The following is an 18,905-nucleotide window of genomic DNA, read 5'->3' as shown; positions in this document are numbered from 1 at the left end:
TCCGTCATTCCCCTCTAATCCGTCATTCCCCTGTTATTTCATCATTCCTCTGTTATTCAGTCATTCCCGCGGAGGCGGGAATCCAAAAAGCCAGGCACAAATATACCAATAGATTCCCGCCTTCGCGGGAATGACATCCCAAGGTCTGGATTGACATCATGGACTTACCCATAAATTACCGCCGTCGTGCTGAGCACACTCAGCCCCCCTCCCAAAAAGCACCTTTGCGCTATTTCCGGCCGTACCTGTCTTCAAAGCGGACAATATCGTCTTCACCGAGATAACTGCCTGACTGCACTTCAATGATTTCCAGCGGAATTTTGCCCGGGTTCTCCAGCGCATGCACCACGCCGACCGGAATGTAAGTGGACTGATTTTCCGTCAGCAGCCAGGTTTTATCCCCCTGGGTGACTTTGGCCGTCCCCGATACCACCACCCAGTGTTCGGCGCGGTGATGATGCATTTGCAGCGATAATTTTTCACCCGGTTTGACCGTGATGTGTTTCACCTGATGACGGCCACCGCTATCAACCTGATCATACTTGCCCCAGGGGCGGTACACCTCGCGGTGCAGCTCGCATTCCGGGCGCTGTGCCGCTTTCAGTTGCGCCACTATCTCTTTGACATCCTGAACTTTATCTTTGGCGGCCACCAGTACCGCATCCTTGGTTTCAATCACCACTACGTTGTCCAGACCGACAGTCGCCACCAGACGGCTGTCGGCCCTGAGGTAACAATGGTGGCTCTGCGCAGTCAGCACATCCCCGATAACCACGTTACTTGCGGCATCTTTAGAACTGAGATCCCACAGCGATGACCAGGCGCCGACATCGCTCCAGCCGGCTTCCATTGGCACCATCACCGCTTGGCGGGTTTTCTCCATCACCGCATAATCAATCGACTCGGCCGGACAACCGGCAAAAGCCGAGCTGTCGATACGAATGAAATCCCGGTCCCGCTCAGGCGAAGCAACAGACTGACGGCAGGCGGCCAGAATGTCCGGCCGGAACTGAGACAGCTGCTGCAAATAGGCAGAAGCGCGAAACAGGAACATGCCGCTGTTCCAGTAATAGTGACCACTAACCAGATACTCTCTGGCAGTATTGAGATCCGGCTTTTCGACAAATTGTGCGACGTCAAAACCCGTACCAAGCGCCGCACCGCGTTTGATATAGCCGTACCCTGTCTCGGGCGACTGAGGGGGAATACCGAAAGTCACCAGCTTGCCGCTGTCAGCCAGCGGCAGCGCTGTCCTGACGGCCTGAGTAAAAGCGGCGGTATCCAGAATCAGATGGTCGGCCGCCAGCACCAGAAGTAAGGGATCACTGTCTTCCAAAGACAGGCAGTCAGGCGACTCCTGTGCCAGTAACGCCGCCAGCGCAATGGCAGGCGCGGTATTACGTCCCTGGGGCTCAAGCAGAAGATGACCCGGCTGGCTGGCGCAGTACCGCAACTGCTCTGCGGCAAGAAACCGGTGATCTTCCTGACAAATCACTAATGGGGACAGAGCATCCAGCTCAGCCAGACGATGAAGGGTTTGCTGCAGCATACTGACCGGGAACGATGAAGAGGCAATAGACGGGTTTTCAGCAGGCTGAAGGGCAAGAAATTGTTTGGGATACTGCTCACGCGATAAGGGCCACAAGCGACTGCCTGTCCCCCCAGCCAGAATAACCGGTAAAATCTGCATACGCCTTTCCCCTTCGCAAAAAAGTGCAAGATGCTCGGTACTTCTTTGTCAGGTATTTATACCAATCTACATTAGTCTTTTTTTATCACCTGTTCAGGCAAGTATAGACAAGGGGATTGAAGGCGCGCGGATGAAAAAGTACCAGCCACGACTGTATTGCTGAATGCACTGGCGACTTCCTGCCAGTTCAGCCGATCAACTTGAGATCGTTTTTCCGTTGGGTCTTCAGGTCGGTATAAAAGTTTTCATGCGAACCAAGGCTTAACAGGTAGAGCTTTAATTCGTTATCAACCCAAGAGTAACCAAGCAGCAATTCTTGTTTTTTCATCTTGAACTTATGAACTCGCAAATGTGACAAATCGCCTTTCTTCGGCTGCCCTATTTCTGGATTGGCAATAATCTTTTCGATCTCATCTTCAACGGTGCTGAGCTGCTTTGTTGGCAGTTTGCTCAGGGCTTTGGTGAAGCGCCTAGCCTCAAAGACCTCAATTTCTCTTTGTTCTTCGCTCATATGGCTTCACCAATCCCTGCTTAACCTCTTCTGTAGCTAATAATGATTCACGGACAAATTCATAAGACAGATCTGGGTTCTCCATCATGATTTTACCGATCTTGGCCCAGTACTCTATTTGCATAGGCACAGAGCGATTCTCCGCGATCCCATAAGCCTTGGCTTCGGAAACAAAGTCATCATTTAACCGGACGCTTGTTGCCATAGTTCAATCTCCTATTTAATAGTGATTTGAGTATAGACACAATGGCGCCAAACGCAATCTTTTGTCGCATTGAGAGCATTTAATCTTCTATCATACTCAGCAGCATCTGCGGATTCAGAGTCTGGGTATCGTCTTGCCCTGAAAGGACTTTTTCTGCCAGATCGCGTTTGTCCCGGTGAAGCTGGACAATTTTTTCTTCCACCGTATTTTCTGTGACCAGACGATAAACTGTCACCGGTCTGCTCTGTCCCATACGGTGCGCCCTGTCGCTGGCCTGATCTTCTACCGCCGGATTCCACCACGGATCCAAATGAATAACTGTATCGGCTTCAGTCAGGTTCAGGCCTGTCCCACCCGCTTTCAGGCTGATGAGAAAGACAGGATGCTTTCCTGCTTTAAACGCCTCAATCGCCGCTTTCCTCTGCTTACTGCTCGACTGTCCGTCCAGATAACTGAACGACAGCGAGGCTTGTTCCAGCTGCGCCGCAAAACGTTTCAGCAATTGCACAAACTGGCTGAACACCAAAATCTGATGGCCGCCTTCTATGGCTTCTGACACCAGAGCCAGGGCCTCCCTGAGCTTACTGCTCTCTTCCGCAAAGGAATCAAACACCAGACTGGCGTCACAGCATACCTGCCTTAAACGGGTCAGTGCGGCAAGCACCTCGACGACACCCTTACTGTTTTTGGCTGTTTTCAGGGCATCCTTACGGACGGCTTCATAAGCAGCACTTTCTTTGGCCGATAAATAGACGGTGTGGGTGATCTCGGTTTTGCTGGGCAGCTCAGATAACACCTCACCTTTCATTCGCCGCATAATGAAGGGGCTGATCAAGGCTTTCAGCCGCATCATATCCTCGGCATTACGCGCAGCCTGACCGTATTTTTGCCTGAACTGCTTCAGCGAACCCAGCAGGCCCGGATTCAGGAAAGCAAACTGGCTCCAAAGCTCTGTTAAATGATTTTCAACCGGGGTACCGGTCAGGGTAAAACGCCGCTCTGCCGTTAAACCAAATACCAGTTTTGCCCGTTTGGTCTGCGGGTTTTTAATCTGCTGCGCTTCGTCCAGCACTATGGTCTGCCAGTCTTTTTCCTGCATCGCTTCCTGACAGCGGGTCAGTAATCCGTAACTGACCAGTACAATGGTCTTTTCGCCCGCCGCGGCGATGGCTTCATTCCGGTTGTCCACCTGCTCCAGATCCACCACTGTCAGCTCCGGTGCAAAGCGCTGGCATTCTGCCTGCCAGTTGTGAATCACAGACTTGGGAGCCACAACCAGTGCCGCGCCCTCGCACTGATAATGGCGGATCAGACTGATGGCCTGCAAGGTTTTACCCAGCCCCATATCGTCTGCCAGACAGGCGCCAAAGCCGTGGTGTGATAAGTGCGCCGCCCACTGGACACTGGTTTTCTGATAATCCCTCAGCGGGGCCAGAATATGCTCGGCAACCACCGGCTTCTCTGACCATTTTTCTTGCAGCGACTGCCATCCCGCATCGCCCTGATGACTAAAGGTTTCCAGTACCTGTTGCAGGGGATAGGCCATCTGTACATCGACTTCCATCTCCTCATTGAGCAAACCGTCCAGCATTCGTAGCTGCTGCTGAAGTTCATCTTCCATCAGCACAACCAGGTTGTCGCTACCCTGCTCAATAAATCCCTGGCGGCTATTTGCCAGCAACAGACGCAGGTTCAGCTCCAGATGCTGATCCGTGGACGCCTTGCCTGTGACAGCAAACCAGTTTTTGCGTTTCTCGATATCCAGAGTCAGATCCTGGCGGGTCAGCACCTTTACCTGGCTGCTGCGCTGGCGCCAGTGAACCGGCACGTCCTGTAAATTCTGCACGGCTTTTATCAGCGATAACGCCGCTTCACCAGACAAGGCCCAGCGCCGTTGCTTGTTCGCTTTCAATCCCAGAAGCTTGCTCAGTGCCAGCGAATCCGCTTTTTCCTGGCTGAGATCACGCTGATACCATTGTTGATCCGGGCCGCTGATCCATGTCTCTCCCTGTCCCGAAGGCATGCTTATGCGATTTGCCGGCAGCTCACCGGACACATCATTCTGGTGCTCAATGGCCACATCCAGAGTGCCCTGATGCCAGTCCAGCCATAAATGCGGCCTCGCATCCCAGTGACCAGGCTGTATATTGCCTTTGTGCTGGCATGGGCTGTACCAGAGTAAATCCTTCTGCTGTTCCAGCGCCTCTGTCAGTGGCTGCAAATGCTCACTGCCCAGTTGCTCAGGTCTCGATTCGATAACTTCAATGAACTGAGGCGATATCGCTGAGGTATCCAGAAAACACCAGGCATCATCCATCACCTGGCGCAATGTTCCATTTGCCACTCGGGGAAAGACATCGAATGTCACCTGTTCACCGGCTTGCAACACGGCCAGCGGTTTGACACCGTGCAGACTGACGGACTGGCCGTCCTGACTGATGATGTTGTCACACGCCGACAAGGCTTTCAGTACCGGCAACACATCGGAAGCAGGTTGGCCCCAGCGAACCCTGTTCTGACGCTCCAGCTGCTGACAAACATTCCAGTCAGCATCTGACATCAAAGCTTCAGCCGCTGAATACTGGATGGAATACAGTTGAATCACCCGGCCTTTGGTCCAGCCACGTTTCCCCATTGACTGAATCCTTGGCTGAACTTTCAGTGATTTCAGGCACAACTCCCAGACCAGTCGCTGAGCTGCCTGATGCTCTTTATCCGACTGGATGGTCTGCGCCAGCTTTCTTAACCAGATATCCTGGCGGGCAGCCGGAACATAAAAAGGAGCGTCAGATTCGCTGATCTGTCCGGTAAGGTAACGCAGGGCGTGTTTGGCTCTGGCGGCTAACAGGCTTTCAGAATGACGGGATAAAATCACTTCCGTCAGCGGGTGCGCTTTCACCTGAGCCACCCATTGCTGATACTGTTTCGGGTTCGCTTGCTGCCATTGGCAAAGCATCAGCACATCCAGCAATAATTTCCCCCAGCTCACGTAATCTGCAATCACCATGAGTGAATCAAACCAATCGTCAACACCCGCCAAATATTCCTCTTGCTCACTGTAAGGCGCAATAATGACGTAAGCCTGCTGTTGCCAGAACTGGTCATACGCGATTTGCTGACTACGATGAACATCGAGGCTGTGCTGATAGCTTGCAACGGCTTCGGATTTGTCCAGTAAAGCCACCACAGCCAGATCAGCCAAGGCCGTATAGGAATAGCGTTTTGCCGTCATGGCAGAGAAAGCTGTGCGATGCTGCAAGTACTTTTCATCGAAAGGATCGCACAAGGGGTGGGAAACACTTCCGGCCCTGAGCGCCTGCCAATTATCCTCGGCAGGAGCCCAGACAACCTGCCTTCTGCCGTAATCTGTGATCGTCTTGCTGGCTAGCGGCTCCCATGCAATATTCCCCGTCGTGTAAAGCTGATTTAACAACCAGGCCCATCCCTGCAGGCTGTATTTCAGCCTGTCGTCTTCAATCAATGCCAGTAATTCCCACGCATCAGGATGCAGGAATAAATGCATCAGCAACCCTTCCGCCTGCGGAGAAATCGCCGAATAGGCAAACATCCAGCGGGTATTTGACAGCACAGAATAGACTTCCAGTTCCACAGAGATCTCATCAGCGCGGGTCATCACGGCATAGAGGGTTCGCTCCCGGCCAAATCGTAATAAGCTCTGTAATGCAGACAAAAACCCGTTCAGCGACAAGCTCCAGCTCTGTCTTTTTTTCATCACCAATCCTGCTTCCTGCATCGCAGACAGTGCTGCCTCTATCTCTGGGCCACTATAGCTATTGCTGATCTGCCGACACAGGCTTTTGGTGGTGATGCCAGATGTAATGAGAATCTGGGCTAACAGCTCTTCAGTAACAGAAGCTTCAGACTGTAAATATTGCATGGATTTCCCTGCTGGATGATATCAAACTATTTATCAAACATTGTTGCGACGCGAGTGATTGTAGAATATTGATGCTGTTGCAACAAATACTTACAGCTACCTAGCCCAAATCATTGCGATCAGGCTTGCTGGTGTTGGCGCCTAGCTGCACTTGGGACGGAGGGAGCAAAAGTAATAATTTACTTAGTGAATATTTTTTCTTCTCTTCCTAGAGAGACAAAATATTGGTAGTCTTTTTGCGTTTTGTATGCCTTCGGATAACAGCATGATAGCCGATTTTTTCTTTGTCTTTTTTTCTTCATTCGCCGCACTTTTTTTACTTCGAAAGGTCGCCAAACGTGTCGGTCTGGTGGATAAACCCAATGCCAGAAAACTGCATCAGGGGGCAGTCCCGCTTGTCGGGGGGTTGGCTATCTGTATTACGCTGGCCCAGTTTCTCTATTACTCGCCGACCATACTGGACGACGCCGGACTTTACGTTTTCTGTATCACCATTCTGGCCATCATCGGCGCGCTGGATGATAAATTTGATGTGAGCTTCAAGCTTCGCCTGGCGATCCAAGCCTTATTATCTGTCTGCATGATGGTTTTTGCCGGTCTGGAACTACATACTCTGGGGAATATGATCGGCTTTGGCAAAATAGATCTGGGGATGTTTGGCTATCTGGTGACTGTACTGGCGGTGATTGGCGCTATCAATGCCTTCAACATGGTCGACGGTATTGATGGCCTGCTGGGCGGGTTATCTATGGTGACCTTTGGCGGGCTGGGTATCATGCTGTTCCACGATGGTCAGCAATCGCTGGCGTATCTGTGCGGTATCATCATAGTGGCGATGATCCCTTATATCCTGCTTAACCTGGGGGCATTTGGCCGGCAGCGTAAAGTCTTTATGGGGGATGCAGGCAGTATGCTGATCGGTTTCACTGTGATCTGGTTTTTACTGCTGGCCAGCCAGAATGGCAACCGCCCACCATTGCGGCCAGTAACGGCACTCTGGATAATCGCCGTCCCCTTAATGGACATGACAGCCATCATGATCCGCCGAATCAAGCGCGGTGATTCGCCCTTTAAACCAGACCGCGAGCATTTGCACCATATCTTCCAGCGGCTGGGCCTTAATTCACTACAAACGCTGATCGCTATCTGCACTATTGCGACCTTACTGAGCGCTGTAGGTATTTATGGCGAGATTGCCAATGTGCCCGAGTATGTGATGTTCTGGTTATTCATCCTGAGTTTCCTCATCTACTTCTTCACACTGTCGAAAGTAGAAAAGTACTCGCCTCCGCAAGAAGCCTCTTAACGAAGCAAACAGCCGTATTTTCTGTGCGGCTGTTACTTGTTCACTTCTGTATATGGCTGTTTCAGCCACCTTGCAAATATATTGGACAGCAGTTCCAGTTAATTCATCTTCTCTCTAGTCCATTAAGCATGTACTTAATGGCTGACGCATCTTTATATGTTACAGAGATATTAAATCATATACAGATACAACAAATACAAGACCAAGACGATGAGAGAGATTTTACACGCTATGCTGAGGCGCACATTACAAGCGATAGTTAACACAGCTGAACGCTTGTGCCTGACAGCAGTATATTCAGCGGCCACGAACATCGGCTTTGTGCTGTTATGGACCGCTGTATGCTGGCTCAATCAGTTAGACCACTATGACAAAGCTGCAAAACAGATAAGAAGAGAAGACCGGCTGGGGCGTTAAATTAGCCAGTAAAGCAGACAGGTTCCTGGATAATGCACGAAAAAAACGCATAAAAAACCCAGGACAAGCCTGGGTTCATGTTCAACATCTTTGACTTCTGTTCAATCACTCACACGCATCCACCCAACAGTGAATTCGCTTAACGCTCTGAGGTTGCCTGCTCTGGTGTTTTCGGCTGACTACGGCCGGTCAGCTTGTGTATCCAGGTGGTAATACGCCAGATATGGCTGATCACGGCAAAATACACACCGAACATAATCATAAAGCTCAGCAACATCAGGGTTTCGTTAACCTGCGACATGTCCGACCAAATGCCGACTCCTGCCATACTGGCCGCCAGACCACAGATCACGACTAAGGTCATAAAAGGTGACAAACCAATACGCTGGCAAATATGGTGCAGGTGTTCACGGTCCGGCTTAAAGGGTGACTGGCCTTTGCGGATTCGGCGAATCATGATGGTGGCCATATCCATTAGCGGTAAAGCAATTAACCACAAGGCAGTGACCGGGCGCATGGCACTCAGCTCACCCTTCTGGGTCGCTTCCAGCAATAACCAGATAACAGTAAACCCAATGAAAATACTGCCGGCATCGCCCATAAAGACTTTAAACCGGCGCCCCAGAGGAAAACCGAGATTCAACAGAATGTAAGGAACCATAGCGGTGACTATCATGGTGCAGATAACAAACAATTCCGTGTTACCCGACACATAGAAGACATAACCGAGTGCCGCAAAACTGACCGATGCCAGGCCGCCTAACAGGCCATCAATACCATCAACCATGTTGAATGCGTTAATCGCACCAATGACCGCAAAAACAGTCAGCAGCGTGCTGGCAACTACGGGCAAAGCGAGAGGAAAATCCCCCAACATGTAACCCAGATAATGCAGGCTTTTATCACCGGCAAAAATCATCACCAGTGACACACACGCCTGTACCAGCAAACGCAATTTAAAACTGATGTCGTATCTGTCATCAATCACGCCGATAACCACCAAAACAGTGGCACAGCTTAAATACAGCCAGGGGTTCTGCGGAAACAGTTTAAAGAAACTAAAGGCTATCGCCAGCGTAACAAAGATTGACACGCCACCCACAAGCGGGATCACACCTTTATGGTGTTTTCGTTCGTTAGGCGCATCGACCAGTCCAACCCGTTTCGCCACTTTACGGCAGATAAACAGGCTGCAAAAGGACATCAGGAAAACAAACAAGAAAGCAGAAGTCATGGAATCATCCAAGTTGAAAAATTAATATAAATCTTCATATTTCTTTGCAATGACAGACCAAATATACTTTGATTTCGCAATTTTTTTCATATTTGAAGCATTTTTATTTGCTTCTCTCAGAGAATAATTATCTAACAAAGCCTCTAAATCACTCTCACTACCAAAGTACTGTGCTGAGTTATCTGTACTATATCTATTGAAGTCACAATCAAATGCAAAAACAGGCACTTCAAAATGCATTACTTCTACTAAGGAAGGATTTGTACCACCGGCTGAATGACCGTGTATATAGCCGCGACAATTATTCCTGTGCTCATACAGAACATCTAAATCATAAACTGGATCCAGCAATTCAATATTAGGTTCATGTTCATAACATCGCCGCACCTCCTGACCAAACGAGCTTTTATCCCAATTACCTATAAACTTGATTTTATGATCAGTTCCTTTAAAAGCCTCTAATATCATTTTGACATTATTTTCAGGCTCGATTCTGCAAAGTGCTAAAAAGTAATTCGATGGTATCTTTTTTACACTTTTCGTTAAAACATGATCACCGCCATAAGCAATGGTTTCAGTTTTTACATTGTATTCCTGCAAAACATAATCAGAAATAGCCTGGTTATCCGTCACTATCACATCTGAGTACTTAACAGCAATACGCTCTGATAATTTTAAAAACTTACGAGCAAACTCCCCCCACTTATCTCGCCGCCACTCTAAGCCATCTATATTCGTTATTACTTTTGCTGATGAGAAAAGTTTATAAATTGGTAGAAAAATACAACCAGAGACACCTAAAATTAAAACAACATCAGGCTTACTCCTGATACATTTAATAAGTGAAAGAATATCATATGGAATACTAGAAATACCATTAGCACTTAACGGTAAATAAGTGAGTTCTGCTTTATTGTAAGATTCTAACTTATCTTCATAAGACTCATCAGCACAAAACACTTGATATAAAAACTCTTCAGACGAGTATTTCGTCAGATTCTCAACTAAAGATTCGAAACCTCCATAACATGCAGGAATGCCGACTGTTCCGATAACTGCTATTTTCTTCACAACATCTCCGCATTTTCAAAAGTTTTTGCTGTACTATCTTTATCGGAAAGAATAGGCTCTACAGTTATAGGCCATGAAATCTTCAGCTTAGAATCATTCCACAGAATTGACTTCTCCACCTCTGGATTGTAATAATCCGTACATTTGTAAACAAACTCTGCTTCATCACTGGTGACATAAAAACCATGGGCAAAGCCTTCAGGAACCCATAGTTGCCGTTTATTTTCTGCTGACAGATATACGCCAACCCATTGCCCGAATGTTGGCGAGTCCTTTCGAATATCAACCGCAACATCAAACACTTCACCACTAACCACACGAACGAGTTTACCCTGAGTATTTTCAGTTTGGTAATGCAGGCCTCGTAAAATGCCTTTTTTAGATTTGGAATGGTTATCCTGTACAAATTGGCATGGTTTACCTGTGACTAATTCTTCAAATTTTTTCTGCTGCCAGGTTTCCATAAAGAAACCACGTTCATCACCAAAAACAGCAGGCTCAATAATCTTTACATCAGGAATATTAGTTTCTATGACTTTCATATTAATAGTCTTCAATTCGTTCTAATGCGTTACGCCAATTACTTGGTGTAATCCCAAATTCGCGCTGAATTTTTTCACAGTTGAGCTTTGAGTTTGCTGGGCGTTTCGCTGGAGTAGGAAATTCAGCTGTGCTAATTGCATTTAGCTGAGGTTTTTTATCGATTACCTGATGTTTTACTGCAGCATCAAAAATAGCGCTAGCAAACTCAAACCAGCTTACATGAGGCATGCCAGCAAAATGGTAAATACCATAACTGGTTGGCTGTCCGCTGGTAATATGCTGTGCAATCTGTATTAACGCTTCAGCAATATCGCCGGCATAGGTAGGGCCACCGAACTGGTCTCCTACAATTCCCAGGCTATCTCGTTCTTTCCCCAAGCGAAGCATGGTTTTGACGAAATTGGCGCCGTTTTCATGAAACACCCAAGCGGTACGCAAGATAATATGCTTCTGGCAGCATGCAGCAACGGCCTTCTCGCCAGCTAGCTTGGATGCACCGTAAGCACCTTGCGGGTTTGTTTTATCCAGCTCGCTGTAGCTGCCTTGCTTATCTCCTGCAAAGACATAATCGGTAGATATGTGCAGCAAAGCTGCGTTGATACTTTCCGCAGCTTTTGCCAAAAATTCAGGACCGGCAGCATTAATTTGATGCGCCAGTTCCTGTTCTTGCTCGGCTTTATCTACTGCGGTGTAAGCGGCAGCATTGATAATGACATCCGGTAAAAAGGCCTGAACTTGTGTTTGTACCTTTGCTTCATTGGTAATGTCTAATTGCTCGCGGGTTACCGCGAGCAATTCGGCATTTCCCTGAAGCTTATTAACAAGTGCCTGCCCCACCTGCCCATTAGCTCCCGTGATCAATATTTTCATGCTGACTGGTAATCCTTATTGATACTTGTATTTTTCGTCAATCAATCGTTTCAAATATTGGCCGTATTCATTCTTGAGCATCGGCTTGGCAATTTTCAGTAGTGCTTCATCGTTCAGCCAGTTATTGCGCCAGGCAATTTCTTCTAAACAAGCCACTTTCAGCCCCTGGATATGCTCGATGGTTTGCACGAAAGATGAGGCTTCATGCAAACTCTCATGTGTACCTGTATCCAGCCAGGCAAAACCGCGGCCTAACAGTTCGACATTCAGACTGTCATCTTCCAGATACATCTGATTGATTGAAGTAATTTCCAGCTCGCCGCGCTCGGAAGGCTTTACTTGCTTAGCGAAATCAACCACGCGGTTATCATAAAAGTACAAGCCTGTCACTGCATAATCAGACTTAGGCTCTTGAGGTTTCTCCTCAATAGACACAGCTTTCATTTGATCATCAAACTCGACCACACCAAAGCGTTCCGGATCTTTAACCTGATAACCAAATACAGTGGCACCTTGCTCACGCTGTGCAGCATGCTTCAGTGTTTTAGAAAATGACTGACCGTAGAAGATATTATCGCCGAGCACCAGACAACAACTGTCACCAGCAATGAATTCTTCACCGATAATAAAGGCTTGCGCCAGGCCATCCGGACTTGGCTGCACCGCATATTGCAGGTTAATACCAAAATCTGAACCATCACCCAGCAGGCGCTTAAAGGATTCATTATCTTCCGGTGTAGTGATAATCAGGATATCGCGAACCCCTGCCAGCATCAGCGTTGAGAGCGGATAATAAATCATAGGTTTATCGTAAACCGGTAACAACTGCTTAGACACGCCACGGGTAATGGGATAAAGACGTGTACCCGAACCGCCAGCTAAAATAATGCCTTTCATTATGCAGTTACTCCTAAACGTTCCATGCTGTATGACCCATCCAGAACACGTTGCCACCAGGTTTTATTATTCAGATACCACTCTACGGTTTTACGTAAACCTGTTTCAAAGGTTTCTTCTGGTGTCCAGCCCAGTTCACGCTCTATCTTACTGGCATCAATCGCATAGCGAACATCATGTCCGGGGCGATCAGCCACATAGGTGATCAGAGATTCGTAAGACGCCACACCAGCAGGTTTCTCAGGAACCAGTTCTTCCAGCAACGCACATAGGGTCTTCACCACTTCAATATTAGCTTTCTCGTTATGGCCGCCAATATTGTAGGTTTCGCCCACTTCCCCTTGTGTCACCACTGTATACAGAGCACGGGCATGGTCTTCCACATACAGCCAGTCACGGATCTGCATACCATCACCGTACACAGGCAAAGGCTTACCGTCTAATGCATTTAGAATCATCAGAGGGATCAGTTTTTCAGGGAAATGGTACGGGCCATAATTATTAGAGCAATTGGTGACAATAGTCGGGAAGCCATAAGTCCGTAACCAGGCACGAACCAGATGATCGCTTGATGCCTTAGATGCAGAATACGGACTGCTTGGTTTGTAAGACGTAGTTTCAGTGAACAGATCTGTTGTACCTTCGAGATCACCGTACACTTCATCGGTTGAAATATGGTGGAAACGAAAAGCCGTTTTACGAGCTTCGTCCAATTGGCTCCAATAGGCGCGTGACACTTCCAACAGGTTATAAGTGCCCATGATGTTGGTTTCAATAAATGCAGCTGGACCATCAATGGAACGATCAACATGGCTCTCGGCAGCCAAATGCATCACCAAATCAGGTTGATGTACTTCAAAGATGCGCGCCATCGCTTCGCGTTCACAGATATCCACCTGTTCAAAAACATAGCGACTATCATCTTGCACTGACAGTAATGATTCAAGATTCCCTGCGTAGGTCAATTTATCGACATTTATTACTGAATCATGGGTTTGGTTAATAATGTGGCGTACAACCGCAGAGCCGATGAAGCCTGCACCACCTGTAATTAAGATTTTCACTGATATCCTCGGAGTAAACACAATATATCTTGCGTTTTAACTTTCATAAGCTGGAAGTTAGAACGACTCTCAACGTTAAGTCGAACTACAGGTTCTGTATTTGATGTCCGCAAATTGAAGCGCCAGTCATCAAATTCAAGGCTAATCCCATCAGTTTCATCTATTTGTAGCGCTAGTCGCTCGTACTTATCTCTTACATAACTGATTGCCTCTTGTGGGTTTTCTAATTTTAAATTTATTTCACCAGAGGATGGATACGCTTCAATTCGCTCTCTAACAGCTTCAGATAGTTTTATCTTTCTTACAGAAAGTAACTCTGCGACCAATAACCAAGGAATCATGCCACTATCGCAATAAGCGAAATCTCGGAAGTAATGGTGTGCACTCATCTCTCCACCATAAATTGCATCTTCCTTTCGCATGCGCTCTTTAATAAAAGCATGTCCTGTTTTGGATATAATTGGTTCACCACCAGCTGCGTTCACAACATCAATGGTGTTCCAAGTTAAACGTGGATCATGAATAATTTTAGCGCCTGCTTCTTTTTTCAAAAAAGCTTCAGCTAATAGGCCTACGATATAATAGCCTTCTATAAACTCGCCCTTTTCATCAAAGAGGAAACAACGGTCAAAGTCGCCGTCCCAGGCAACCCCCATATCAGCATTGTGTTCGATAACAGCATTAGCAGTATGGGCACGACACTCTGGAAGTAGTGGATTTGGGATACCATTTGGGAAGTTGCCATTCGCTTCGTGATGGATTTTGATGAATTCAATCGGTATATTAAATGCGCTAAAGCGTTTTTCGATTTCATCGATCACATGTCCTGCCGCCCCATTACCTGAGTTCACAACTAACTTCATAGGCTTAATGTTACTAGGGATGATATAGGTCATCAGATGTTCAACATAAGGCACTAAGTTAGATTGTTGAACAAATTTTCCACGTTGGATCGCTTCTGGAAATTCGTTCTTCTCAGCGAGAGTTTTAATATCATAAAGTCCGCTATCACCACTTATTGGCTTTGCGTCTTCACGAACCAGTTTCATGCCATTATAGTTAATTGGGTTGTGGCTGGCAGTCACTTCAATGCCGCCGTCTATACCAAGATATTTGGTAGCAAAATAGACTTCTTCTGTACCTGTCATGCCAATGTCAATAACATCGACACCTGAATCTACCAACCCCTCTGCCAGTGCAAGCTTAAGCTCTTCTGACGTTAAACGTGCATCCCCCCCCACTACGACAGTTTTAGCCTGTAAATGATGACCAAACGCACGACCAATTCGATAAGCGATATCGTTGTTTAACTCTTCACCTAATTCTCCACGAATGTCATAAGCTTTAAAACACGTTAAATTAACCATGATCTGTTAGCTCCTACCGTACCGATCTTCAAAACGTACGATATCATCTTCTCCAAGATAACTACCGGTTTGTACTTCAATCATTTCCAATGGAATTTTACCCGGATTTTCCAACGCATGGATTGTACCTAATGGGATATAGGTCGATTCATCCTCTGTCACTAAAATAGTCTTTTCACCATTAGTCACTTTAGCTGTGCCTGATACCACAATCCAATGTTCAGAGCGGTGATGGTGCATTTGGATGGAGAGTTTCTCACCTGGCTTCACTGTAATTCGTTTCACTTGATCGCGTTTACCAAAATCAATCGAATCGTACTTGCCCCATGGACGATATACTTCTCGATGCAACTGATGTTCAGTGCGTCCAGCATCTCTTAGCTGGCTCACAATTGATTTTACATCTTGCACTTGGTCTTTAGCGGCAACCAACACGGCATCCTTAGTTTCAACCACGACCAAATTATGAACACCAACAGTGGCAATCAATTTATTCTCTGAATGCAAGTAGCTATTGGTCGAACCTACTGTAATCACATCACCTCTGGTGACATTCTGATTATCATCTTTATGTGAAACATCCCAAAGAGCAGACCATGAGCCTACATCACTCCAACCAGCATCCATTGGCACTACCATGGCACTGTCGGTCTTTTCCATAACGGCAAAATCAATTGAGTCATCCGGACACACTTCAAATTCAGCTTTATTTAGTCGGATAAAGTCCATATCTGGAACAACGACTGCCATAGCTTTCTTACAAGCGGAATAAATATCTGGACGGTGTTTTTTTAACTCTTCTAAATAACGAGAAGCTTTAAATAGAAACATGCCACTGTTCCAGTAATAGTCACCACTCGCTAGGTATTCTTCAGCGCTCTTCAAATCTGGCTTCTCTACAAACTTACATACTGTAAAGGCATCTCCTTCAGTTTCATCAGCTTTTATATAGCCATAACCGGTTTCAGGAGCAGTAGGAACAATACCAAAAGTCACTAACTTATCCGCTTGTGCATAATGAATGGCTTTTTCAACTGACGACTGGAAAGCTTGAATGGTTTCAATTAAGTGGTCTGCGGCCAAAACAAGTAAAAGTGGGTCTTCATTTTGCTCCGAACTCTGAATAGCTTGTAAAGCCGCCAGCGCAATTGCAGGTGCAGTATTACGGCTTACTGGTTCTAGAATGATTCCACTATGCTTATACCCACCAAATCGCAATTGCTCGGCGGCAATAAATCGGTGATCTTCATTGCAAATCAATAATGGAGGTTGATGATCTAAACCTTCAAGTCGGGAAAATGTCTGCTGAAGCAATGAATAGTCACCAGAAATATTCAAAAATTGCTTCGGATAAAGTTCACGAGATAATGGCCATAAACGACTACCTGAGCCACCGGCCATGATTACTGGCAATAACATAATAAAATCACCTTCAACGAAAAAAATAAAACATATCGACTATATAAATAAAAGCCAACACACAGCTATAAGTAAGGTTAATAACTGCAAACACAGAAGTGAGAACATACTAACCAAACAAAATGCACTAAATCATTTATATTTATCTAAACATTTTTTATAGGCATTAAATGTTTGCTCAGCTGTTTTTTCCCAAGTATATTCAGTTAATATTTTATCCCTTAACTTACTATCAAAATCCATAGTCATTACTTTTTCAATTCCACGCTGAATAGATTTAATATCACCAGGCTCCGAATATATCGCATAATCGCCAAAGTAATACTCTGTATCTCCGCGATCAGTAACTAAAATGTTTGATTCCATAACTCCAGCTTCCAAGCTACTTAATCCTGGCGTCTCCATCCACGAGATTAAAGCATGGGCTTTAGATACTTTATAAAGTTGTGCTAATTCGGACTGTTCGACGTGAGAAATAAAGTGAACATTTTCCCCCGCTATTTTTTTGCATTCATTATAATATTCAATACTATTAGGACTCGGCTTACCAACAATTACTAATTTATAAGGTGTGTTATTGATGGCCTTTATTAAATCTAACTGCGATTTTCTTATTTCTACTCTAGCTGCGCATAGTAAACAACCTTCAAACTTCTTAAATTTCTCAGATACTTCAACCGTTTGAAAATCGAAAACACTCGTATCAACAGCATTAACAACTACGAATCCATCCTTTTCAGGAGCATTCATATCCTTCCTAACACGAATCAGCTCAGTCTTACTGTTGGGTAGTAGTATATCTACAGAGTCCACAATCTCTTTTTGAGAATCCCAATGACCTTTAACAAAATAAGGGATCATATCTTTACTAAAGTTTTTATTTGAAAAAATTCTAGCGACGGCTTTGAGATACTCAACTTTATACTCACCTATATTTCGAGATATGAATCCAGCCAATCCACTTCTATTTTTCTGGTCACATTCGTAATAAGAGCCCCAAATTGTTGATAAAACCGAAGGTATTCTATTTTTTTTGGCTCTTCTAACATTTGCCAAAATATCTTGTGGGTTTCTGAGATTAAAAAAATGAATAAGATCATAGCCATTGAAATCAGGATTTTTTTCTGTTGCAATAGTAACATCAACACCTAGTGCACTTAAAAACTCAGCTGTTTTTTTTAACTGAATTGTGTCACCGCCTGGTCCAGAAAATACCGTATGTCTAGTTATAAATAATACTTTCATTAGAAACAACCTTTAAATGTTCCTTTAAGATAGCCTTTAATCATAAAATAATACATTGGAATTGCTATCATCTTTTTCTTTGTAATAAGTAGAGCTAATATTGAAACGGGTATTGTCAACAATATAGCAAACCGAGCAAGATACTTAAAAAAGTCCAACCTTTGTAATCCATCACCTTCACCATAGGCCTCTACTTTTTTAAATAGCTCTTGAGGGTCTTTAGGTAAGTCCCAATAAACTAAAGCGTTATGTTCAATAACGACCCTTTCTGTTTCCTCATATAAGTTCAAAATAAATTTAGTATCTTCAGCTGTATAAGAGTTTTCTGGGTACCCACCAACCTTTCTCCATAATTCTTTTTTAAAACCAAGAGATCTAGAACTAGGCAAGAATGATTTGGGATTATCAAACTGTTTAAAGTCTGGACAAAAAACATCCGCTAGATAGGACTGAAATTGGTTCTTTACTCGAGCACTGTATATTCCAGCTACAATATCTGCACCTTGCTTGAATGAGTTCATCATAGACTTACACCAATCAGACTCCAGCTCACAACCTGCATCAGTTACCAAAATAACATCCGAGGTTGTAGCTTCTATAGCCACATTTCTACCTCTAGCTATTGGACCTTTAGAATGTTTTTTGTTACATGTTTCATCAACAATCAATTTAAGGGTATTTATGGTTTGTAACTTATCATAAATTATTTTAACAGTTGAGTCTGTTGAGCCTCCATCAACAATTACTATCTCATCAGGTAATACAGACTGCTTTAATAGTGATTCCAAAAAGTAGGAAATAGATTCCTCTTCATTGAACACTGTGAAAATCAGTGAAAACTTCATTTATAGCTCTCTACTTAATTACTATGCTAGGGTTGTGTGAGTTGACAAGATTTCCATGCCTACAGAGACTCATGCCTAAAATCATTCCAAATAAAATTTGAAATTCAATTCTGCTGTGCATGTAATATATACAAACAAATAATATGGCAGCTACTCCTAGCCTTTCAGCTTTATGAAGGCCGAGTTTGGGGATTAATACGCCCGAATTCAACTTCGAAGTGCGACACTCTCCAATATCAAGCAGCCAAAGTCATTTCTTCAAATACAATGGCTGGCTGCTTGAAGCCTAAACACTTTCTTGGACGATAATTTATCCGCGATAA

15 protein-coding genes are annotated in these 18,905 nt (G+C 45.3%); 1 reads left to right on the top strand and 14 read right to left on the bottom strand.

What is annotated here, in order from left to right:
• Positions 1 to 229: 229 nt before the first annotated feature.
• From IFO68_RS06025 to IFO68_RS06010, 4 genes are all read right to left on the bottom strand, one after another.
• On the bottom strand, positions 230 to 1,690 hold the full coding sequence (locus IFO68_RS06025; protein ID WP_192015081.1) for a mannose-1-phosphate guanylyltransferase/mannose-6-phosphate isomerase: 1,461 nt from the start codon (positions 1,688 to 1,690) through the stop codon (positions 230 to 232).
• Positions 1,691 to 1,877: 187 nt separating this feature from the next.
• The gene (locus tag IFO68_RS06020) at positions 1,878 to 2,201 is read right to left on the bottom strand and encodes a type II toxin-antitoxin system RelE/ParE family toxin (protein WP_192015080.1); all 324 of its coding nucleotides are present in this window, start codon (positions 2,199 to 2,201) and stop codon (positions 1,878 to 1,880) included.
• Positions 2,176 to 2,406, bottom strand: coding sequence for a TA system antitoxin ParD family protein (locus tag IFO68_RS06015; protein WP_192015079.1), 231 nt, complete (start codon positions 2,404 to 2,406; stop codon positions 2,176 to 2,178). The genes IFO68_RS06020 and IFO68_RS06015 overlap by 26 nt, the downstream gene beginning before the upstream one ends.
• 79 nt (positions 2,407 to 2,485) lie before the next feature.
• Entirely contained in the window at positions 2,486 to 6,304 is a 3,819-nt protein-coding gene (locus IFO68_RS06010) for a DEAD/DEAH box helicase (protein ID WP_192015078.1), read from the bottom strand.
• A gap of 265 nt (positions 6,305 to 6,569) precedes the next feature.
• On the opposite strand from IFO68_RS06010, the gene wecA (IFO68_RS06005) reads away from it, so the two are divergent.
• The gene (wecA, locus tag IFO68_RS06005) at positions 6,570 to 7,610 is read left to right on the top strand and encodes a UDP-N-acetylglucosamine--undecaprenyl-phosphate N-acetylglucosaminephosphotransferase (RefSeq protein ID WP_192015077.1); all 1,041 of its coding nucleotides are present in this window, start codon (positions 6,570 to 6,572) and stop codon (positions 7,608 to 7,610) included.
• 556 nt (positions 7,611 to 8,166) lie between these two features.
• Here the strand turns inward: wecA (IFO68_RS06005) and wecA (IFO68_RS06000) are convergent.
• The 10 genes from wecA (IFO68_RS06000) to IFO68_RS05955 form a co-directional block, all read right to left on the bottom strand.
• Positions 8,167 to 9,261 carry a UDP-N-acetylglucosamine--undecaprenyl-phosphate N-acetylglucosaminephosphotransferase gene (gene wecA / locus IFO68_RS06000; RefSeq protein WP_192015076.1) on the bottom strand — a complete coding sequence of 365 codons (1,095 nt, stop codon included), beginning with the start codon at positions 9,259 to 9,261 and terminating at the stop codon, positions 8,167 to 8,169.
• 21 nt (positions 9,262 to 9,282) lie between these two features.
• Positions 9,283 to 10,332, bottom strand: coding sequence for a DUF1972 domain-containing protein (locus IFO68_RS05995; RefSeq protein ID WP_192015075.1), 1,050 nt, complete (start codon positions 10,330 to 10,332; stop codon positions 9,283 to 9,285).
• Positions 10,329 to 10,874: a dTDP-4-dehydrorhamnose 3,5-epimerase gene (rfbC, locus tag IFO68_RS05990; protein ID WP_192015074.1), complete on the bottom strand. Its 546-nt coding sequence runs from the start codon at positions 10,872 to 10,874 to the stop codon at positions 10,329 to 10,331. Before rfbC ends, IFO68_RS05995 begins: the two co-directional genes overlap by 4 nt.
• Position 10,875: 1 nt before the next feature.
• Positions 10,876 to 11,745 carry a dTDP-4-dehydrorhamnose reductase gene (gene rfbD / locus IFO68_RS05985; protein WP_192015073.1) on the bottom strand — a complete coding sequence of 290 codons (870 nt, stop codon included), beginning with the start codon at positions 11,743 to 11,745 and terminating at the stop codon, positions 10,876 to 10,878.
• 15 nt (positions 11,746 to 11,760) lie between these two features.
• Positions 11,761 to 12,642 carry a glucose-1-phosphate thymidylyltransferase RfbA gene (rfbA, locus tag IFO68_RS05980; protein WP_192015072.1) on the bottom strand — a complete coding sequence of 294 codons (882 nt, stop codon included), beginning with the start codon at positions 12,640 to 12,642 and terminating at the stop codon, positions 11,761 to 11,763.
• On the bottom strand, positions 12,642 to 13,706 hold the full coding sequence (rfbB, locus tag IFO68_RS05975; RefSeq protein ID WP_192015071.1) for a dTDP-glucose 4,6-dehydratase: 1,065 nt from the start codon (positions 13,704 to 13,706) through the stop codon (positions 12,642 to 12,644). The genes rfbA and rfbB overlap by 1 nt, the downstream gene beginning before the upstream one ends.
• On the bottom strand, positions 13,703 to 15,073 hold the full coding sequence (locus IFO68_RS05970; protein ID WP_192015070.1) for a phosphohexomutase domain-containing protein: 1,371 nt from the start codon (positions 15,071 to 15,073) through the stop codon (positions 13,703 to 13,705). The genes rfbB and IFO68_RS05970 overlap by 4 nt, the downstream gene beginning before the upstream one ends.
• Positions 15,074 to 15,079: 6 nt before the next feature.
• Positions 15,080 to 16,492 (bottom strand): mannose-1-phosphate guanylyltransferase/mannose-6-phosphate isomerase, encoded by a 1,413-nt coding sequence (locus IFO68_RS05965; RefSeq protein WP_192015069.1) that lies wholly within the window; start codon positions 16,490 to 16,492, stop codon positions 15,080 to 15,082.
• Between the two features lie 132 nt (positions 16,493 to 16,624).
• The gene (locus IFO68_RS05960) at positions 16,625 to 17,737 is read right to left on the bottom strand and encodes a glycosyltransferase family 4 protein (protein WP_192015068.1); all 1,113 of its coding nucleotides are present in this window, start codon (positions 17,735 to 17,737) and stop codon (positions 16,625 to 16,627) included.
• The gene (locus IFO68_RS05955; protein WP_192015067.1) at positions 17,737 to 18,582 is read right to left on the bottom strand and encodes a glycosyltransferase; all 846 of its coding nucleotides are present in this window, start codon (positions 18,580 to 18,582) and stop codon (positions 17,737 to 17,739) included. The genes IFO68_RS05960 and IFO68_RS05955 overlap by 1 nt, the downstream gene beginning before the upstream one ends.
• Positions 18,583 to 18,905 lie beyond the last annotated feature (323 nt).

This window comes from Photobacterium arenosum, from assembly GCF_014841115.1.
GTDB lineage: Bacteria > Pseudomonadota > Gammaproteobacteria > Enterobacterales > Vibrionaceae > Photobacterium > Photobacterium arenosum.
This window is presented reverse-complemented; position numbering and strand designations above follow the sequence as displayed.